Genomic DNA, 13,380 nt, shown 5'->3' with positions numbered 1-13,380 from the left:
TGTGAACTGACACTTATTCCGCGATGATCTCACCGGCCGGATGCGACAGATGAAAATCATCAAAAAAGGTATATTTTCCGGGTTTGAGCGGCGCAATCACCACCACGGAAGATGCCCCCGGAGCCAGCACTTTCTCTTTGCGCAGCTGGGTGCTTTCAAATTCGACCGGTTCGGTGCCGGTATTAGAGATTTTAATGCGGATCGGCGTTTTTGCGGGTACCTTCAGTACCGGCGGTGTCAGTTCGCCGTTATTCATTTCCAGTTCGACAGTGAATTTCTCTGCCGCTGCAGCGGGCAGTGATATCAGGGAAAGCACCGATAAACACAGTGCCATAACAACGAGTTTCATGAGTGACCTCAGCGGGATAGCGACATCCGGTGTCCGGACAGCAGACCGCGGTTACCGGCCTGCTGTTTTCCTTAAATAATAAACTCAGTAACTGCCTTTGCGGCCGGTACCGGCATACTCGAAGTCCCAGGAGACATCAAACGGCTCAAACCACGGAGCAACACCGGTTTCTTTATCGATATGGCGACCGAAAGCCACGTTGTCGTTCATGCTTGGCGGAGAGATGCGGTATTCGACGCGGTATTTACCGTAACCATCCAGTTTCAGGTTTTCACCGTAGTGCGGGCCGTCGCTGGCAACCATCGCCATAAAGGTGCCGGACTGGGCTTTTTTCGGATCATCCAGTTTGGTGACTTTGTAATCCACTTTCAGATACGGGATCCAGTCCCCTTCCGCGAAGCCGTTCGGGTTTTCCTCAACGGCGTGGATATCTGCTTCCAGGTGGATGTCTGACTTATCCGCCGCCAGATGGTGCATTTCATGTTTGCCTTCCACTGCCATGGTAATCGGCTGCAGATACACCCCCTGAATCTCCATACCGTTTTTGATAACAGGTTGTCCGAGCGGATATTCCAGTGCCAGGGCAGAGGTTGATACCACGCCCAGTAATGCTGCTGCCACACTCATCCCGATACGCATGCTGATTCCTCATTGTCATTATACAAATAGTGCTGACAATAATAATCATTACCATTTACACTGTTCAAGTAAAAGTTATCGCTTGCCGCCACATTTTTCAATGAAACGGTTACATTTACACCGGGATTCAGCCACGAAATACATCCGCAAAGGCAATGTCCGGCAGGAAATATCCGCTGTTGTATAATTTACACGGATGCGTTACATCTTAAGCAGCCTTCCGCAAATGAGATCACACTGATGCAAGCCGATATTGTGCTGTTCGATGATTTTGAAACCCTGGATGTGTTCGGCCCTGCTGAGATTTTCGGCCGTTCCCCGCATTACACACTGAATTACTGCTCTCTCAGCGGTGGTGTGATCACCAGTTCACAGGGGGCACAGATAATAACAACGGTATTTGAGCCGGAGAAAACCGCACTGATGCTGGTACCGGGAGGTCAGGGCACACGGCGGCTGGTCAGTGATGAGGGCATGCTCGCGGCGTTGCGTACCGCGGCACAGCATGCACAATGGTGCCTTTCTGTCTGTACCGGTTCGGCCCTTCTGGCGGCGGCCGGTGTGCTTGACGGCCGACAGGCGACATCCAATAAACGTGCCTGGCAGTGGGTGACCTCTCTGTCCGCACAGGTAAACTGGGTGAAAAAAGCACGCTGGTGTGCGGACGGCCGTTTTTATACCTCTTCCGGTGTATCGGCGGGCACGGATATGGCGCTGGCATTTATTGCTGATCGCCACGGTGAGGCCGCAGCGGAGGAGATCGCACAACACATTGAATACCGGTGGCATAATGATGCCGGTGATGACCCTTTCGCCGTATAAAAACTGGACGACAGGCAATCATTTACGACATAATAGCGCCTCTGAAATAAAACCGGCGGATGTTTATGTTAGAAACTATCGGATTTGTGCTACTGGTGAGTACCTGCGGCGACGATGCCTGCGAGGCACTGCCGGTCACGGAAGATATCTATACCAGACATGAGTGCGAACTCCGCCTGAAATATATCGCCAAACGCCGTCCCAACCTCTACTTCATGTGTAACGAGGTGATGCGGGAAAACGGCTCCGGTGATGACGACAGCCCCGGAATTCCGGATGATCCGGAAGACACGCTCCCCCCGGATGAGCAGCCGTAACCGCTTAACTGAACGGATTAATTCCCTGTTTTATCAGACGCCGGAAACGGAAAATCGCCCAGCCGTTGATCACCAGAAACGTCGATTCAATCAGTGTGCCGCCGACCGTTCCCAGCCAGGCGTTATACACCACCCAGCAGGCTGTTGAACACCAGATCACATACCGCATACGCAATCCCGTCAGCAGAAAAAACGCAAAGGTGCTCATCAGGGTGCCCGTTACCGGCAGCACTTCCTGCCAGGTACGGATATTAGGCACCGCCAGAACCAGTGTCAGTGAAACAAATAACCAGAGCACCCAACGCTGACGATGGCTGATAGACACATAAGTCCGGATGCTGTTGAGCGTGGCACTGATCCCGGCGGGATAGGCACCAAGCAGAAAAAAGTGGGATGCCATAATGGCGGTGTAAATTGATAACCGGATTTTGAGTTTCCGCTCATTGCGCTGGACAAAAACCGTCGTGCCGATAATAAACGCAACAATACCGAGCCCCTGCCCTGCGTAATACAGATAGTCCATCTTCCCCTGCCGTAATCACATGCTGAATGGTTTTAATTATTGTGCTGCCAGCATAAACATAATTTGTTCAGGTTGCGAGCGATTGCACGTTTCAGACATTAAAAAAGAGGCCTCAGCCCCTTTTCTTATTGCATCATGCCGTTATCACATGTGCAGTGGTATCAGCATGCCATATAGCCCGGATAATGTGTCTCGATTTTGTGATAAGTCCGGGTTTTCTTATTATCGTCCTGAATGACACAGATTCTGCTTTTTGACTTCAGCGCCTGCGGGATTTTTTCCGCATTTTCATCTGCGGCAGCTGCAATAAAGATGTTAATTTTTGATTTCCCTTTACTGTATGTATAGGGCATTCCTAACAAACGTCTCGCAGCTCTGTTAGTTCGCATAATAAACTCCTCATTGTTGTGAACGTTCACCTATTATAGCAACTTACTGAAAATAATAAAGTTTTCCCTAAGTGGCTGATTTAGCGCCTGCATAATGGTATTTCCGTGCCCTATCCTGTATGTTGGATACGACCTGTTCACTGACCGGGAGAGTCTGATAAATGGCGTGTATTTTTTGTGATATCGCGGCGGGGAAAGCCCCCTGTCATAAGATCTGGGAAGATGAGCATTATCTGGCATTTTTGTCGATATTTCCCAATACCGACGGTTTTACGGTGGTGATCCCGAAGGCGCATTACCCGAGCTATGCATTTGACCTGGAAGACGATGTTCTGACCGGCCTGGTGCTGGCAACTAAAAAAGTGGCAAAAGTTCTGGAAAAGGCATTTCCGGATGTCGCGCGCTGCGGCATGTTTTTCGAGGGCTACGGGGTGGATCATATCCACAGTAAACTCAGCCCGATGCACGGCACCGCAGATATGACAGAATGGCGGCCGATCGAGCATAAACAGCCCGCATTTTACACACAGTATCCGGGATTTTTGTCATCCCACGACTGTGAGCGGGCAGATGATAAGAAGCTGGCTGAACTGGCGGCGGCTATCCGCGCAGGTCAGGAAAAGTGAGTGATTCCGGTGGTGCCTTCACCACCGGAATGTTGTGTCAGCGGACTTCGCACCCGACCACGGTGGCATACCCGAGACCATCACTGTCCATCATCAGCAGACACTGCGGGCTGAGGGTTTCCATCGCTTTTATCAGCATCATTGCCATCACAAAAACCGCTTCCCTGTCAGCGCTGACCTGATTATCCGCAATATAAATATTATTTTTCAGGAAAGTACGGCGCTGTGCTTTATTGCAGTACTGATAAATCACATCCTGCGCCAGTTCATTTTCCCGCATCAGCCAGAATGATTTCTCTTCCTCTTTATCCAGCAGATTCATTTTTTCCAGCATCGGCAGATCGGCGGTTAACTGCATTTCATTGATCGGCATAAAGCGCGACAAACTACCGTTAAACGGAAATGTATTGCGCTCAAAATAGTAGCAGGATGTCAGCAGAATGGCGCTTGCCATTTCGTGATAAGCCGGTATCTGACCCGCCTGCCAGATATTCAGTCCGACCAGCAGCCACATGGCGCTGTTATCTTCCTCATCAAACAGATGGCCGATATCATCCGGTGTCTGAATGAATTCAGTCGCACAACCCCAGATTTTCGTTACATTGCGCTCAATTTCTGTATTTTGCAGCTGATTCGGGGTGATCACATACACGGTTTTCAGTTTTGACTGATAACCTTCATGCTGCTGATTCAGATCTTTCGCCAGCGCGGTAAAAATAGCCTCAACCGAATGGTCATAACCGGCAAGCAGTTGTTTATCTTCTTCATCTGTCCGTTGTTTCCGCTCTGAGGTATAAACCTGTTTAACACTTTTCGGCATCAGCAATGAAACCCCGGTCACCATCAGTCTGCGCTGGCACCAGTTGACCCACTCATTACGTTTGAAATTAATGGAAGCATTCCAGCTCTGACAGGCAATCCGCGCCTGCTCATGACGGTGCATGGCGTAAGTGAACAGACACATCCAGATCAGAATGTACGGCAGATAGATAAAAATCAGTACTTCCGTCAGCGGGAGTTTGAAAATATAAAAATCGAGAAAAAAGATAAGGGCCAGAACGACGAACAGCAACCCCAGCCACAGCGTAATTTTGGCGCCCGGTGCATCACGTTTAACCGGAAATTCAGGAACAGGCCACGACATCGGAATATAGCTCCATGCTGAAAGAAATACAGATATGCCGCTCCGGGCTGCCGGAACGACGTCAGTGTTTGTTATAAAAAGAGAGATCACAAAAAATCGTGACTGATACAGGGAAATAACGGCAGATCGGTTAAAAACTTTAATGGGACAGCATGAGACAGATCACAAAATCAGACAGAGAACAGAGAGAAATAAACAGAAATTAAGAAAGAGGATAACTGAGAAAAAAGAGAACTGCAGGGAGAAGAAAGATGGTGGGTCGTACAGGATTCGAACCTGTGACCAATTGATTAAAAGTCAACTGCTCTACCAACTGAGCTAACGACCCATCTTTGGGATTGATTTTCAGGAATGGTGGGTCGTACAGGATTCGAACCTGTGACCAATTGATTAAAAGTCAACTGCTCTACCAACTGAGCTAACGACCCATACCTGAGTGATGCGGGAGAATCATGTGAAGTGGTGGGCGATACCGGGCTCGAACCAGTGACCCCCTCCTTGTAAGGGAGATGCTCTACCAACTGAGCTAATCGCCCACTTCAGGATGACTGCAACTTACATCATTATTATGAATGGTGGGCGATACCGGGCTCGAACCAGTGACCCCCTCCTTGTAAGGGAGATGCTCTACCAACTGAGCTAATCGCCCATTCATAACATTTACTGCTTTACTTCACTATCACAACGTTCATTCTTAATAAGAATGGTGGGCGATACCGGGCTCGAACCAGTGACCCCCTCCTTGTAAGGGAGATGCTCTACCAACTGAGCTAATCGCCCGTCGTGATGGAGGTGCATTATAGGGATCTGCGCGTTTGAGTCAACGCTTTTTCGAAAGAAAATGATCGTTCGTTGTAATTTTAGTCACCCTGTTCTGATTATCACCACCCGCGCGCAGTATGTAAGCAGAAATCGGATAAATCGTGATCGCCGTCAGATTCAGTGCTGCAAAAACGTCCTGTTTTGTCATGTGTTTTTCCTTTTGACACGAGAAAAATGACTTTTTCGGCCTTCTTTCCCCCTTTTCATTGAGGAATTATGTCTCAGTGCTAAAATATCCCGCATCGTATTTCTTCATCCACTACGTCTGGCGCAGACGTTATGAAAGGCATTCCAATGAGTAAAGTAAAAACCCGTTTCGCACCCAGCCCTACCGGCTACCTGCATGTGGGCGGTGCACGTACCGCTCTGTACTCCTGGCTGTACAGCCGTCACAACCACGGTGAATTTGTCCTGCGTATAGAAGATACTGATCTTGAACGCTCAACTCAGGAAGCTATCGACGCCATTATGGACGGGATGAACTGGCTTAATCTCGGCTGGGATGAAGGTCCGTATTACCAGACCAAACGCTTTGACCGCTACAATCAGGTGATCGACACCATGATTGAAAACGGTACGGCTTACCGCTGCTATTGCTCCAAAGAGCGTCTGGAAGCCCTGCGTGAAAAACAGATGGCGAATAATGAGAAGCCGCGTTACGACGGTTGCTGCCGCGATCACGCTCATAACCATACTGCGGATGAGCCGCACGTGGTGCGTTTCCGTAACCCGCAGGAAGGATCTGTTATTTTTGACGACAAAATCCGCGGGCCGATTGAATTCAGCAACCAGGAACTGGATGACTTAATCATCCGCCGTACTGATGGTTCCCCGACCTATAACTTCTGTGTGGTTGTCGATGACTGGGATATGGAAATCACCCATGTTATCCGTGGTGAAGACCATATCAACAACACACCGCGCCAGATCAACATCCTGAAAGCCCTCGGTGCGCCGGTACCGGAATATGCCCACGTATCCATGATCAACGGCGACGACGGCAAGAAATTATCCAAACGCCATGGTGCAGTGGGTGTGATGCAGTACCGCGATGACGGCTATCTGCCGCAGGCACTGCTGAACTACCTGGTGCGTCTGGGCTGGTCTCACGGCGATCAGGAAATCTTCAGCATTGAAGAAATGACTGAGCTGTTCACCCTGGAAGCCGTCAGCAAATCCGCCAGTGCATTCAATACTGAGAAATTACAGTGGCTCAACCACCACTACATTAACAGTATGCCTGCGGAAGAAGTGGCTGTTTACCTGCAATGGCATATTGAGAACGCCGGGATTGATACCCGCAACGGCCCTGAACTGGCAGACCTGGTCCGCCTGCTGGGCGAACGCTGCAAGACACTGAAAGAAATGGCGGAAACCTGCCGTTACTTCTATGAAGACTTTGACAGCTTCGATGCCGATGCCGCGAAAAAACATCTGCGCCCGGTTGCCCGTCAGCCGCTGGAAGTGGTTAAAGCCAAACTGGCCGCACTGACCACCTGGACACCGGAAGCCGTACACGAAGCCATTCAGGCAACGGCTGATGAACTGGAAATCGGGATGGGTAAAGTCGGTATGCCGTTACGTGTTGCTGTGACCGGTGCCGGTCAGTCTCCGGGTCTGGATGTGACCGTACATGCGATTGGTCAGTCCCGCTCTCTGGCGCGTATCGATATGGCGCTGGCCTTTATTGCTGAGCGCGAAGCACAGTAATCATTGTCAACGACCTGATACCCGGCCCTGTGCCGGGTATTTTTTTGTCATTTTACTGAATTGACGGCTTTTTCATCGGTCGCACACGAATTTCATATTAAGCCGTTGACAGCTCAGGGAACCTTGCCTATTATGCTGCGCGTCCGGTCGATTTTATCGGGGCTATAGCTCAGCTGGGAGAGCGCTTGCATGGCATGCAAGAGGTCAGGGGTTCGATCCCCCTTAGCTCCACCAAATCTTTGGTGACTGATAAATACCGTGACATCCGGTTTTCCGGGGCTATAGCTCAGCTGGGAGAGCGCTTGCATGGCATGCAAGAGGTCAGGGGTTCGATCCCCCTTAGCTCCACCAAATTTAAACCCTGGTCTCTGACCGGGGTTTTTCGTTTCTGCTTTCTTGTCATTGCGCGGTATACCCGCCATCCACCGGATAAAAACCGCCGGTACAAAAACGACTGTCATCTGATAACAGAAACGCGACCATTTTTGCCACCTCTTCCCGTGTTGCCATCCGTTTCATCGGGTGACTCTCCGCCATCATTGCCTGTACATCCTGCGGTAACGCCAGAATATTTGGTGTCGCCACATAGCCGGGGCCGACCGCATTAATCCGCACGCCCTGTTCTGCATATTCCAGTGCCGCCGCGCGGGTCAGCCCGAGTACTGCGTGCTTGGCAGCGGTATAAGGTGCAATCCCCGCAATACCGGTGACTCCGTTACAGGCTGATAAATTCACCACTGCCCCGCCGCCGCTTTTGATAATGGCAGGAATAGCGAATTTCATCCCGAGAAATGTGCCGGTCACATCCGTAGCCATCACATCCTGCCAGGCCTCAAAATCATAATCCTCAATCTTCACACCATGCGGCCCGGTGATCCCTGCATTGTTTACCAACCCGTGTAAAGCACCGAATTTATCTGACACTGTGCTCACCATCCGCTTACAATCGCTCAGTTTACGTACATCTGCTTCAATTGCCAGCACGCTATCTCCCGTAGGATCCCACTCATTTATTGCCTTTTGCAGATGTTCCGGATTTCGCCCGGTAATCGCAACTTTAGCCCCTCTTTTCAGTAATTCACGGGCAATTCCTTCACCCACCCCTGTTGAGGCTCCGGTAACCAGGATAATCTTCTGTTGAAAGTCTGTCATACCATCACCTTTTAATTAACTTTAGTTAACTAAAAGCTTAGTTGATTAACTTTTATTAATCAACTTTCTTTTCCTGATTTTGCCTTTCGGCTAAACTAAGGGGGAGGATAAAAGGGAGGTGTTATGTCATTCAAGGAACTGGAAAATACACTGTCATTGTTACAGTGCACATTGGTAGCGCAACGGACCATCTGCTCACCTGAAAAGGTGACGTGGGCACAGTATGACGTAATGGAAATGTTGCGCCTTCAGGGGGATTTAACCCCGTCGGATTTAAGCCAGAAACTCGGGATTTCGCGCCAGAATGTCTCGAAATCATTACGGGCGCTGAAAAAACACCAGTTTGTTTCCCAGTATCAGTCGGAGACCGATAAACGGGAACTGGTGACCCAGCTGACACCGGAAGGTGAAGAGTTTCTGTCCCGCGCGGCAACAGGACGCACCCGCAATGCAGAAAAAGTATTTGCAAGTCTGAATGACGATGAACAGCGCCAGTTTCGTATACTGAGCCGGAAAGTCATCGATGCACTGACCCGGGATCAGTGAGCGGGACGTTTAAGCGGTTTTATCAGGCCACTTAAACCTTCGGTTTTAATCGCAAGGGTGAGTTGCATCAGCTGCCCCAGGCGCCCTTCCGGGAAACTGTCTTTACGGGCAAACCAGAGCAGGTATTCCTCGGGAAGGTCAATTAAACGGCAACCTTTGTATTTACCAAATGGCATAGCAGTGTTAGCGACTGCCACTAAATCTTCTTTCTCCATCATCTCTCCTGATGTGACTGAAACGGTCTTCTGCGGAAGACCGTTTTTCAGCCTGTCTGTCAGTTCAGCAGTGCAATAAACTCATCTTCATTGATCACTTTAATACCCAGCTCTTCCGCTTTGGCCAGCTTGGAGCCTGCGGCTTCCCCGGCAACCACCAGATCGGTTTTCTTCGAGACACTGCCGGTGACTTTCGCCCCCAGTGCCGTCAGGCGATCTTTTGCCTCATCACGGGTCAGGATCTGCAGTGAGCCGGTCAGCACAACCACCTTACCGGCAAACGGGTTATCCAGTGCCGATGCATCCACCGCCACCACATCCGGCCAGCTGATACCGACATCTACGGTCAGATCAGTGATAACCTCGCGGTTGTGCTGCTCGCGGAAGAAATTGACCACATGCTTCGCGACAACCTCCCCGACATCAGGAACGGCTTTCAGTGCTTCTGTATCCGCCTGCTGTAAGGCATCCAGGGTTCCGAAATGTTCTGCCAGATTGGCCGCCGTGGCTTCGCCGACTTCGCGGATCCCCAGCGCGTAAAGGAAACGGGCAAATGTAGTCTGTTTTGATGCCGCCAGCGCGTCAGTCAGTTTCTGTGCGGATTTCGGTCCCATGCGATCCAGCCCGGTCAGCTTACCGGGGGTCAGACGCCACAGATCCGCCGGGGTCTTCACATACTCCGCATCCACCAGCTGGTCGATAATTTTATCCCCCAGCCCGTCCACATCCATGGCACGGCGGGACACAAAATGTTTGAGTGCTTCTTTGCGCTGTGCCCCGCAAATCAGACCGCCGGTACAGCGGGCAACCGCCTCGCCTTCCACCCGCTCAATATCTGACCCGCACACCGGGCAACTGAGCGGAAATTCAATATCCCGCGCATCCGCCGGACGCTCTGATTCCACCACACCCACCACCTGCGGGATCACATCCCCGGCACGGCGGATAACCACGGTATCGCCGATTTTCAGACCGAGACGGCTGATTTCATCCGCATTATGCAGTGTGGCATTACTGACCGTCACACCGGCCACCAGCACCGGCTCCAGACGGGCAACCGGGGTAATCGCACCGGTACGGCCGACCTGGAATTCCACATCACGGACAACGGTCATCTGTTCCTGGGCCGGGAATTTAAAGGCAGTCGCCCAGCGCGGGGCGCGGGACACAAAGCCCAGCGCCTCCTGGAGTGCAATGGAATCCACTTTAATCACCACGCCGTCAATATCAAAACCCAGCACCGGACGGCTCTCTTCCACCTTGTGATAGAAATCCAGCACCGCCTGACTGCCGGTGCAGCGCATCACACGATCACTGACCGGTAAGCCCCAGGCTTTAAATTGCTGCAGGCGATCATAGTGACTGCCCGGCAGTGTGCCGCCTTCCAGCACGCCCACGCCGTAACAGAAGAAAGTCAGCGGGCGTTTGGCTGTCACCGCCGGATCCAGCTGGCGCAATGAACCGGCTGCGGCGTTGCGCGGGTTAGCAAACACTTTGCCTCCGGTGCGGCGCGCTTCCTCATTCATCGCCTCAAAGCCTTTCTGCGGCATAAAGACTTCGCCGCGGATCTCAATACGCTGCGGGATATTTTCCCCGCGCAGTTTCAGCGGAATAGCGCGGATGGTCCGCACATTGGCGGTAATGTTTTCCCCGGTGGTACCGTCACCCCGGGTGGCTGCCTGCACCAGACTGCCGTTTTCATACAGCAGACTGACCGCCAGGCCGTCGAGTTTTAACTCACAGCAGAATGTCAGATCCTGCGTGTCTTTCAGACGGTCACGTACACGTTTGTCAAAGGCAAGATAACTCTCCTCATCAAACACGTTATCGAGTGACAGCATCGGAATCTCATGGCGCACCTGTTCAAATGCACTCAGCGGTGATGCCCCGACCCGCTGTGTCGGGGAATCCGGTGTGATAAGTTCCGGATGCTCCGCTTCCAGCGCTTTCAGACGCTGCATCAGGCGATCATATTCCGCATCCGGCACTTCCGGGTTATCCAGCACGTGATAACAATATTCATGATGGCGCAGTGTGGCGCGCAGCTGTTCAATGTCGTTTTCGTTATTTTTTTGGCATCATAGTGATCTGCAATCTGTTTATACCTGAAAAAAACCCCCGTCATTGCGGGGGTTTTTTGTGCGATTTGTGTGTCTCAGTTCTGTTTGGCGACGAGAACTTTGCGGATGCGCGCCTTGTACACCTCGATTTTCTGCGGTGTCAGCATTTTGCGCTCCTCATCCAGAACCACGCCGCCGACATCAGAGGCGATACGCTGAGCAGCCTGTAACATCAGCTTGAAGTTCTGGTTTGCGTCACCGTAAGACGGCACCATCATAAACATGGCCACGCCCGGGGTTTCGATCTCTTCCATCTGCTCCGGTACAAACGTGCCCGGATTCACCATATTGGCCAGACTGAATAACACCGGACCACTGCCTGCCGGATCGACATGGCGGTGATAGATGTTCATCGCCCCGAAACGGAACCCGGCCTGCTCGATAGCGGTGCGCAGAATATCACCTGCGACCATCTGTCCCGGATGGGCGGACACAAACAGTGCCAGCACAATCTCATTGTTCTCTGCACTGCTGCGCGGCGCTTCCTGAACCGGTTCCGGTTCAGTTACCGGCTCTTCTGTGTGAGGCATGTCAGTTTCAGCGGCAGTGATCACCGCGGCTGTTGTCATGACCTCCGGAGCCGGAGCTGCCGGTGCCTGTGCTTCCTGCTCAAGGGCATCAAATAATCCGATTTGCGGCTCTGTTTCCGGTGCTTTTACCGGCTGACGGCGCGGGCTCTGGGCTTTCGGCATCACAGGCGGTTCTTCCGGCTCTGATGACGGATACATTCTGCCGGCAGATAATAACGGATCCTGCTCATTCTGCGCTTCTGAATACGGAGAGACCTGCGGAGCCGGATCCTCCGGTAATACAGCAGAGTGACGGGAGCCGTGTGCCTCTGACATATCATCAGCGGCTTCATCCTGCGACTCGTATTTACGACGCTTCATGGGGCGCGCGCGAAACAGGGAAGAACGCTCTTTACGGCTCGTCCACAGTCCGTGAAGTAACAATGCGATGATTGCTACCGCACCCACAACGATTAATATCAGACGCAAATCTTGCATCAGTGCTATCTCTGTTGTTTAAATTAAAGGCCACCATGGCAAAATACTATCGTTTGATTACAAGAGTATTTGTCAATGATGTTAAGTTCAAGTCCCTGCACGAATTTCTTGCAATAAAGATCATTTAATTGCTCTTTTTGACTGATTTTTCATCCTGACATTTCATTTGTGGCCGGACAAATCAATAGTTCAGTCTGATAGTATAACGTTTTCCAATCATAGGAGTGAATAGGAAGTATGACAAATCCTGTCAGGCCGCTCAGCGGCTTTGCATATGTTGCACAGGGATGGCGGCTGATGATGCGTCCGGGTCTCCGGGCCTTCGTGATTCTGCCGTTGCTGGCCAATATCGTGGTTATGGGCGGTGCACTCTGGTGGTTGTTCAGTCAGTTCGGCGGGTGGATAGCCTGGCTGATGGATAAAGTACCGGGCTGGCTGCAGTGGCTGGATTATCTTATCTGGCCGGTGGCGGTGATTTCTGTGCTGCTGATTTTCAGCTATTTTTTCAGCACGATCGCCAATATCATCGCCTCGCCGTTTAACGGCTGGCTGTCGGAGAAACTGGAAGCGGAGCTCACCGGGCGTCCCGCACCGGATCAGGGCTGGGCAGATCTGATAAATGATATCCCGCGTATTCTGAAACGTGAGATGGTCAAACTGCTTTATTACATCCCGCGTGCCGTTATTCTGCTGATCCTGTTTTTCATTCCGGGGATCGGGCAGACACTCGCGCCGGTACTCTGGTTTATTTTCGGTGCCTGGATGATGTCCGTGCAGTACGGGGATTTCCCGTTTGATAACCACAAGGTCAGTTTTCCGGAAATGAAAAGCACACTGCGCCGCGATAATATGACCAATCTCCAGTTCGGTTCGCTGGTCAGTGTGCTGACCATGATCCCGTTTGTGAACCTGTTTATTATGCCTGCGGCGGTCTGCGGTGCCACCGCGCTGTGGGTGGATCGCTACCGCGCACAGTTTGTCCGCGACTGATCCGCAACC

General features: G+C 51.5%; 16 protein-coding genes and 7 tRNA genes. 8 read left to right on the top strand and 15 right to left on the bottom strand.

Annotated elements, in window-relative coordinates; all coding sequences use genetic code 11:
* Window positions 1-13: 13 nt before the first annotated feature.
* Together JL661_RS05575 and JL661_RS05570 are read right to left on the bottom strand one after the other, a co-directional pair.
* Window positions 14-334, bottom strand: a complete 321-nt coding sequence (locus tag JL661_RS05575) for a cupredoxin domain-containing protein (RefSeq protein WP_004240277.1) — start codon at window positions 332-334, stop codon at window positions 14-16.
* Between the two features lie 99 nt (window positions 335-433).
* A complete protein-coding gene (locus JL661_RS05570; RefSeq protein WP_004240274.1) occupies window positions 434-988 on the bottom strand; it encodes an iron transporter in 555 nt (184 codons plus the stop codon).
* Between the two features lie 240 nt (window positions 989-1,228).
* Here JL661_RS05570 and JL661_RS05565 point away from each other — a divergent pair, with 240 nt between their 5' ends.
* Both JL661_RS05565 and JL661_RS05560 read left to right on the top strand, forming a co-directional pair.
* A complete protein-coding gene (locus JL661_RS05565; protein ID WP_062772944.1) occupies window positions 1,229-1,810 on the top strand; it encodes a DJ-1/PfpI family protein in 582 nt (193 codons plus the stop codon).
* A gap of 65 nt (window positions 1,811-1,875) precedes the next feature.
* Window positions 1,876-2,127 carry a hypothetical protein gene (locus JL661_RS05560; RefSeq protein WP_048822556.1) on the top strand — a complete coding sequence of 84 codons (252 nt, stop codon included), beginning with the start codon at window positions 1,876-1,878 and terminating at the stop codon, window positions 2,125-2,127.
* A 4-nt stretch (window positions 2,128-2,131) separates the two neighbouring features.
* Here JL661_RS05560 and JL661_RS05555 read toward each other — a convergent pair whose 3' ends face one another.
* Both JL661_RS05555 and sra read right to left on the bottom strand, forming a co-directional pair.
* Window positions 2,132-2,650: a YgjV family protein gene (locus JL661_RS05555; RefSeq protein ID WP_004240270.1), complete on the bottom strand. Its 519-nt coding sequence runs from the start codon at window positions 2,648-2,650 to the stop codon at window positions 2,132-2,134.
* A 161-nt stretch (window positions 2,651-2,811) separates the two neighbouring features.
* Window positions 2,812-3,039 (bottom strand): stationary-phase-induced ribosome-associated protein, encoded by a 228-nt coding sequence (sra, locus tag JL661_RS05550; RefSeq protein WP_015422863.1) that lies wholly within the window; start codon window positions 3,037-3,039, stop codon window positions 2,812-2,814.
* A gap of 161 nt (window positions 3,040-3,200) precedes the next feature.
* On the opposite strand from sra, the gene JL661_RS05545 reads away from it, so the two are divergent.
* A complete protein-coding gene (locus JL661_RS05545; protein WP_004240268.1) occupies window positions 3,201-3,665 on the top strand; it encodes an HIT family protein in 465 nt (154 codons plus the stop codon).
* Between the two features lie 37 nt (window positions 3,666-3,702).
* Here the strand turns inward: JL661_RS05545 and JL661_RS05540 are convergent, their stop codons facing one another.
* The 7 genes from JL661_RS05540 to JL661_RS05510 all read right to left on the bottom strand — a co-directional run bounded on the left by JL661_RS05540 (window position 3,703) and on the right by JL661_RS05510 (window position 5,779).
* Entirely contained in the window at window positions 3,703-4,809 is a 1,107-nt protein-coding gene (locus tag JL661_RS05540; protein ID WP_024473500.1) for a hypothetical protein, read from the bottom strand.
* Window positions 4,810-5,061: 252 nt separating this feature from the next.
* A tRNA-Lys gene (locus JL661_RS05535) sits at window positions 5,062-5,137 on the bottom strand.
* 24 nt (window positions 5,138-5,161) lie between these two features.
* A tRNA-Lys gene (locus JL661_RS05530) sits at window positions 5,162-5,237 on the bottom strand.
* 32 nt (window positions 5,238-5,269) lie between these two features.
* A tRNA-Val gene (locus tag JL661_RS05525) sits at window positions 5,270-5,345 on the bottom strand.
* A 37-nt stretch (window positions 5,346-5,382) separates the two neighbouring features.
* Window positions 5,383-5,458: transfer RNA gene (locus JL661_RS05520), tRNA-Val, on the bottom strand.
* A gap of 55 nt (window positions 5,459-5,513) precedes the next feature.
* Window positions 5,514-5,589: transfer RNA gene (locus tag JL661_RS05515), tRNA-Val, on the bottom strand.
* A 40-nt stretch (window positions 5,590-5,629) separates the two neighbouring features.
* On the bottom strand, window positions 5,630-5,779 hold the full coding sequence (locus JL661_RS05510) for a hypothetical protein (RefSeq protein ID WP_155275760.1): 150 nt from the start codon (window positions 5,777-5,779) through the stop codon (window positions 5,630-5,632).
* Window positions 5,780-5,925: 146 nt separating this feature from the next.
* Between JL661_RS05510 and gltX the strand changes: the two genes are divergently transcribed.
* The 3 genes from gltX to JL661_RS05495 all read left to right on the top strand — a co-directional run bounded on the left by gltX (window position 5,926) and on the right by JL661_RS05495 (window position 7,692).
* Window positions 5,926-7,341: a glutamate--tRNA ligase gene (gene gltX, locus JL661_RS05505; protein WP_004240265.1), complete on the top strand. Its 1,416-nt coding sequence runs from the start codon at window positions 5,926-5,928 to the stop codon at window positions 7,339-7,341.
* Window positions 7,342-7,499: 158 nt separating this feature from the next.
* Window positions 7,500-7,575 (top strand) — tRNA-Ala (locus JL661_RS05500).
* 41 nt (window positions 7,576-7,616) lie between these two features.
* Window positions 7,617-7,692: transfer RNA gene (locus JL661_RS05495), tRNA-Ala, on the top strand.
* A gap of 48 nt (window positions 7,693-7,740) precedes the next feature.
* Here JL661_RS05495 and JL661_RS05490 read toward each other — a convergent pair.
* Complete coding sequence (locus JL661_RS05490; protein WP_036418568.1) at window positions 7,741-8,493, bottom strand: SDR family NAD(P)-dependent oxidoreductase; 753 nt, start codon at window positions 8,491-8,493, stop codon at window positions 7,741-7,743.
* Between the two features lie 123 nt (window positions 8,494-8,616).
* Between JL661_RS05490 and JL661_RS05485 the strand changes: the two genes are divergently transcribed.
* Complete coding sequence (locus JL661_RS05485) at window positions 8,617-9,039, top strand: MarR family transcriptional regulator (RefSeq protein WP_036423379.1); 423 nt, start codon at window positions 8,617-8,619, stop codon at window positions 9,037-9,039.
* On the opposite strand, the gene JL661_RS05480 is transcribed toward JL661_RS05485, so the two are convergent.
* The 3 genes from JL661_RS05480 to zipA form a co-directional block, all read right to left on the bottom strand.
* Window positions 9,033-9,254, bottom strand: a complete 222-nt coding sequence (locus JL661_RS05480) for a DUF3820 family protein (protein ID WP_004240260.1) — start codon at window positions 9,252-9,254, stop codon at window positions 9,033-9,035. The two genes, JL661_RS05485 and JL661_RS05480, sit on opposite strands and share 7 nt — an antisense overlap.
* Window positions 9,255-9,313: 59 nt before the next feature.
* Window positions 9,314-11,308 (bottom strand): NAD-dependent DNA ligase LigA, encoded by a 1,995-nt coding sequence (gene ligA, locus JL661_RS05475; RefSeq protein ID WP_218481055.1) that lies wholly within the window; start codon window positions 11,306-11,308, stop codon window positions 9,314-9,316.
* A 101-nt stretch (window positions 11,309-11,409) separates the two neighbouring features.
* A complete protein-coding gene (gene zipA, locus JL661_RS05470; protein WP_036415376.1) occupies window positions 11,410-12,384 on the bottom strand; it encodes a cell division protein ZipA in 975 nt (324 codons plus the stop codon).
* 234 nt (window positions 12,385-12,618) lie between these two features.
* Between zipA and cysZ the strand changes: the two genes are divergently transcribed.
* Window positions 12,619-13,371 carry a sulfate transporter CysZ gene (gene cysZ, locus JL661_RS05465; RefSeq protein ID WP_004240257.1) on the top strand — a complete coding sequence of 251 codons (753 nt, stop codon included), beginning with the start codon at window positions 12,619-12,621 and terminating at the stop codon, window positions 13,369-13,371.
* Window positions 13,372-13,380 lie beyond the last annotated feature (9 nt).

It is taken from the genome of Morganella morganii (assembly GCF_019243775.1).
Taxonomy (GTDB): domain Bacteria; phylum Pseudomonadota; class Gammaproteobacteria; order Enterobacterales; family Enterobacteriaceae; genus Morganella; species Morganella morganii.
This window is presented reverse-complemented; position numbering and strand designations above follow the sequence as displayed.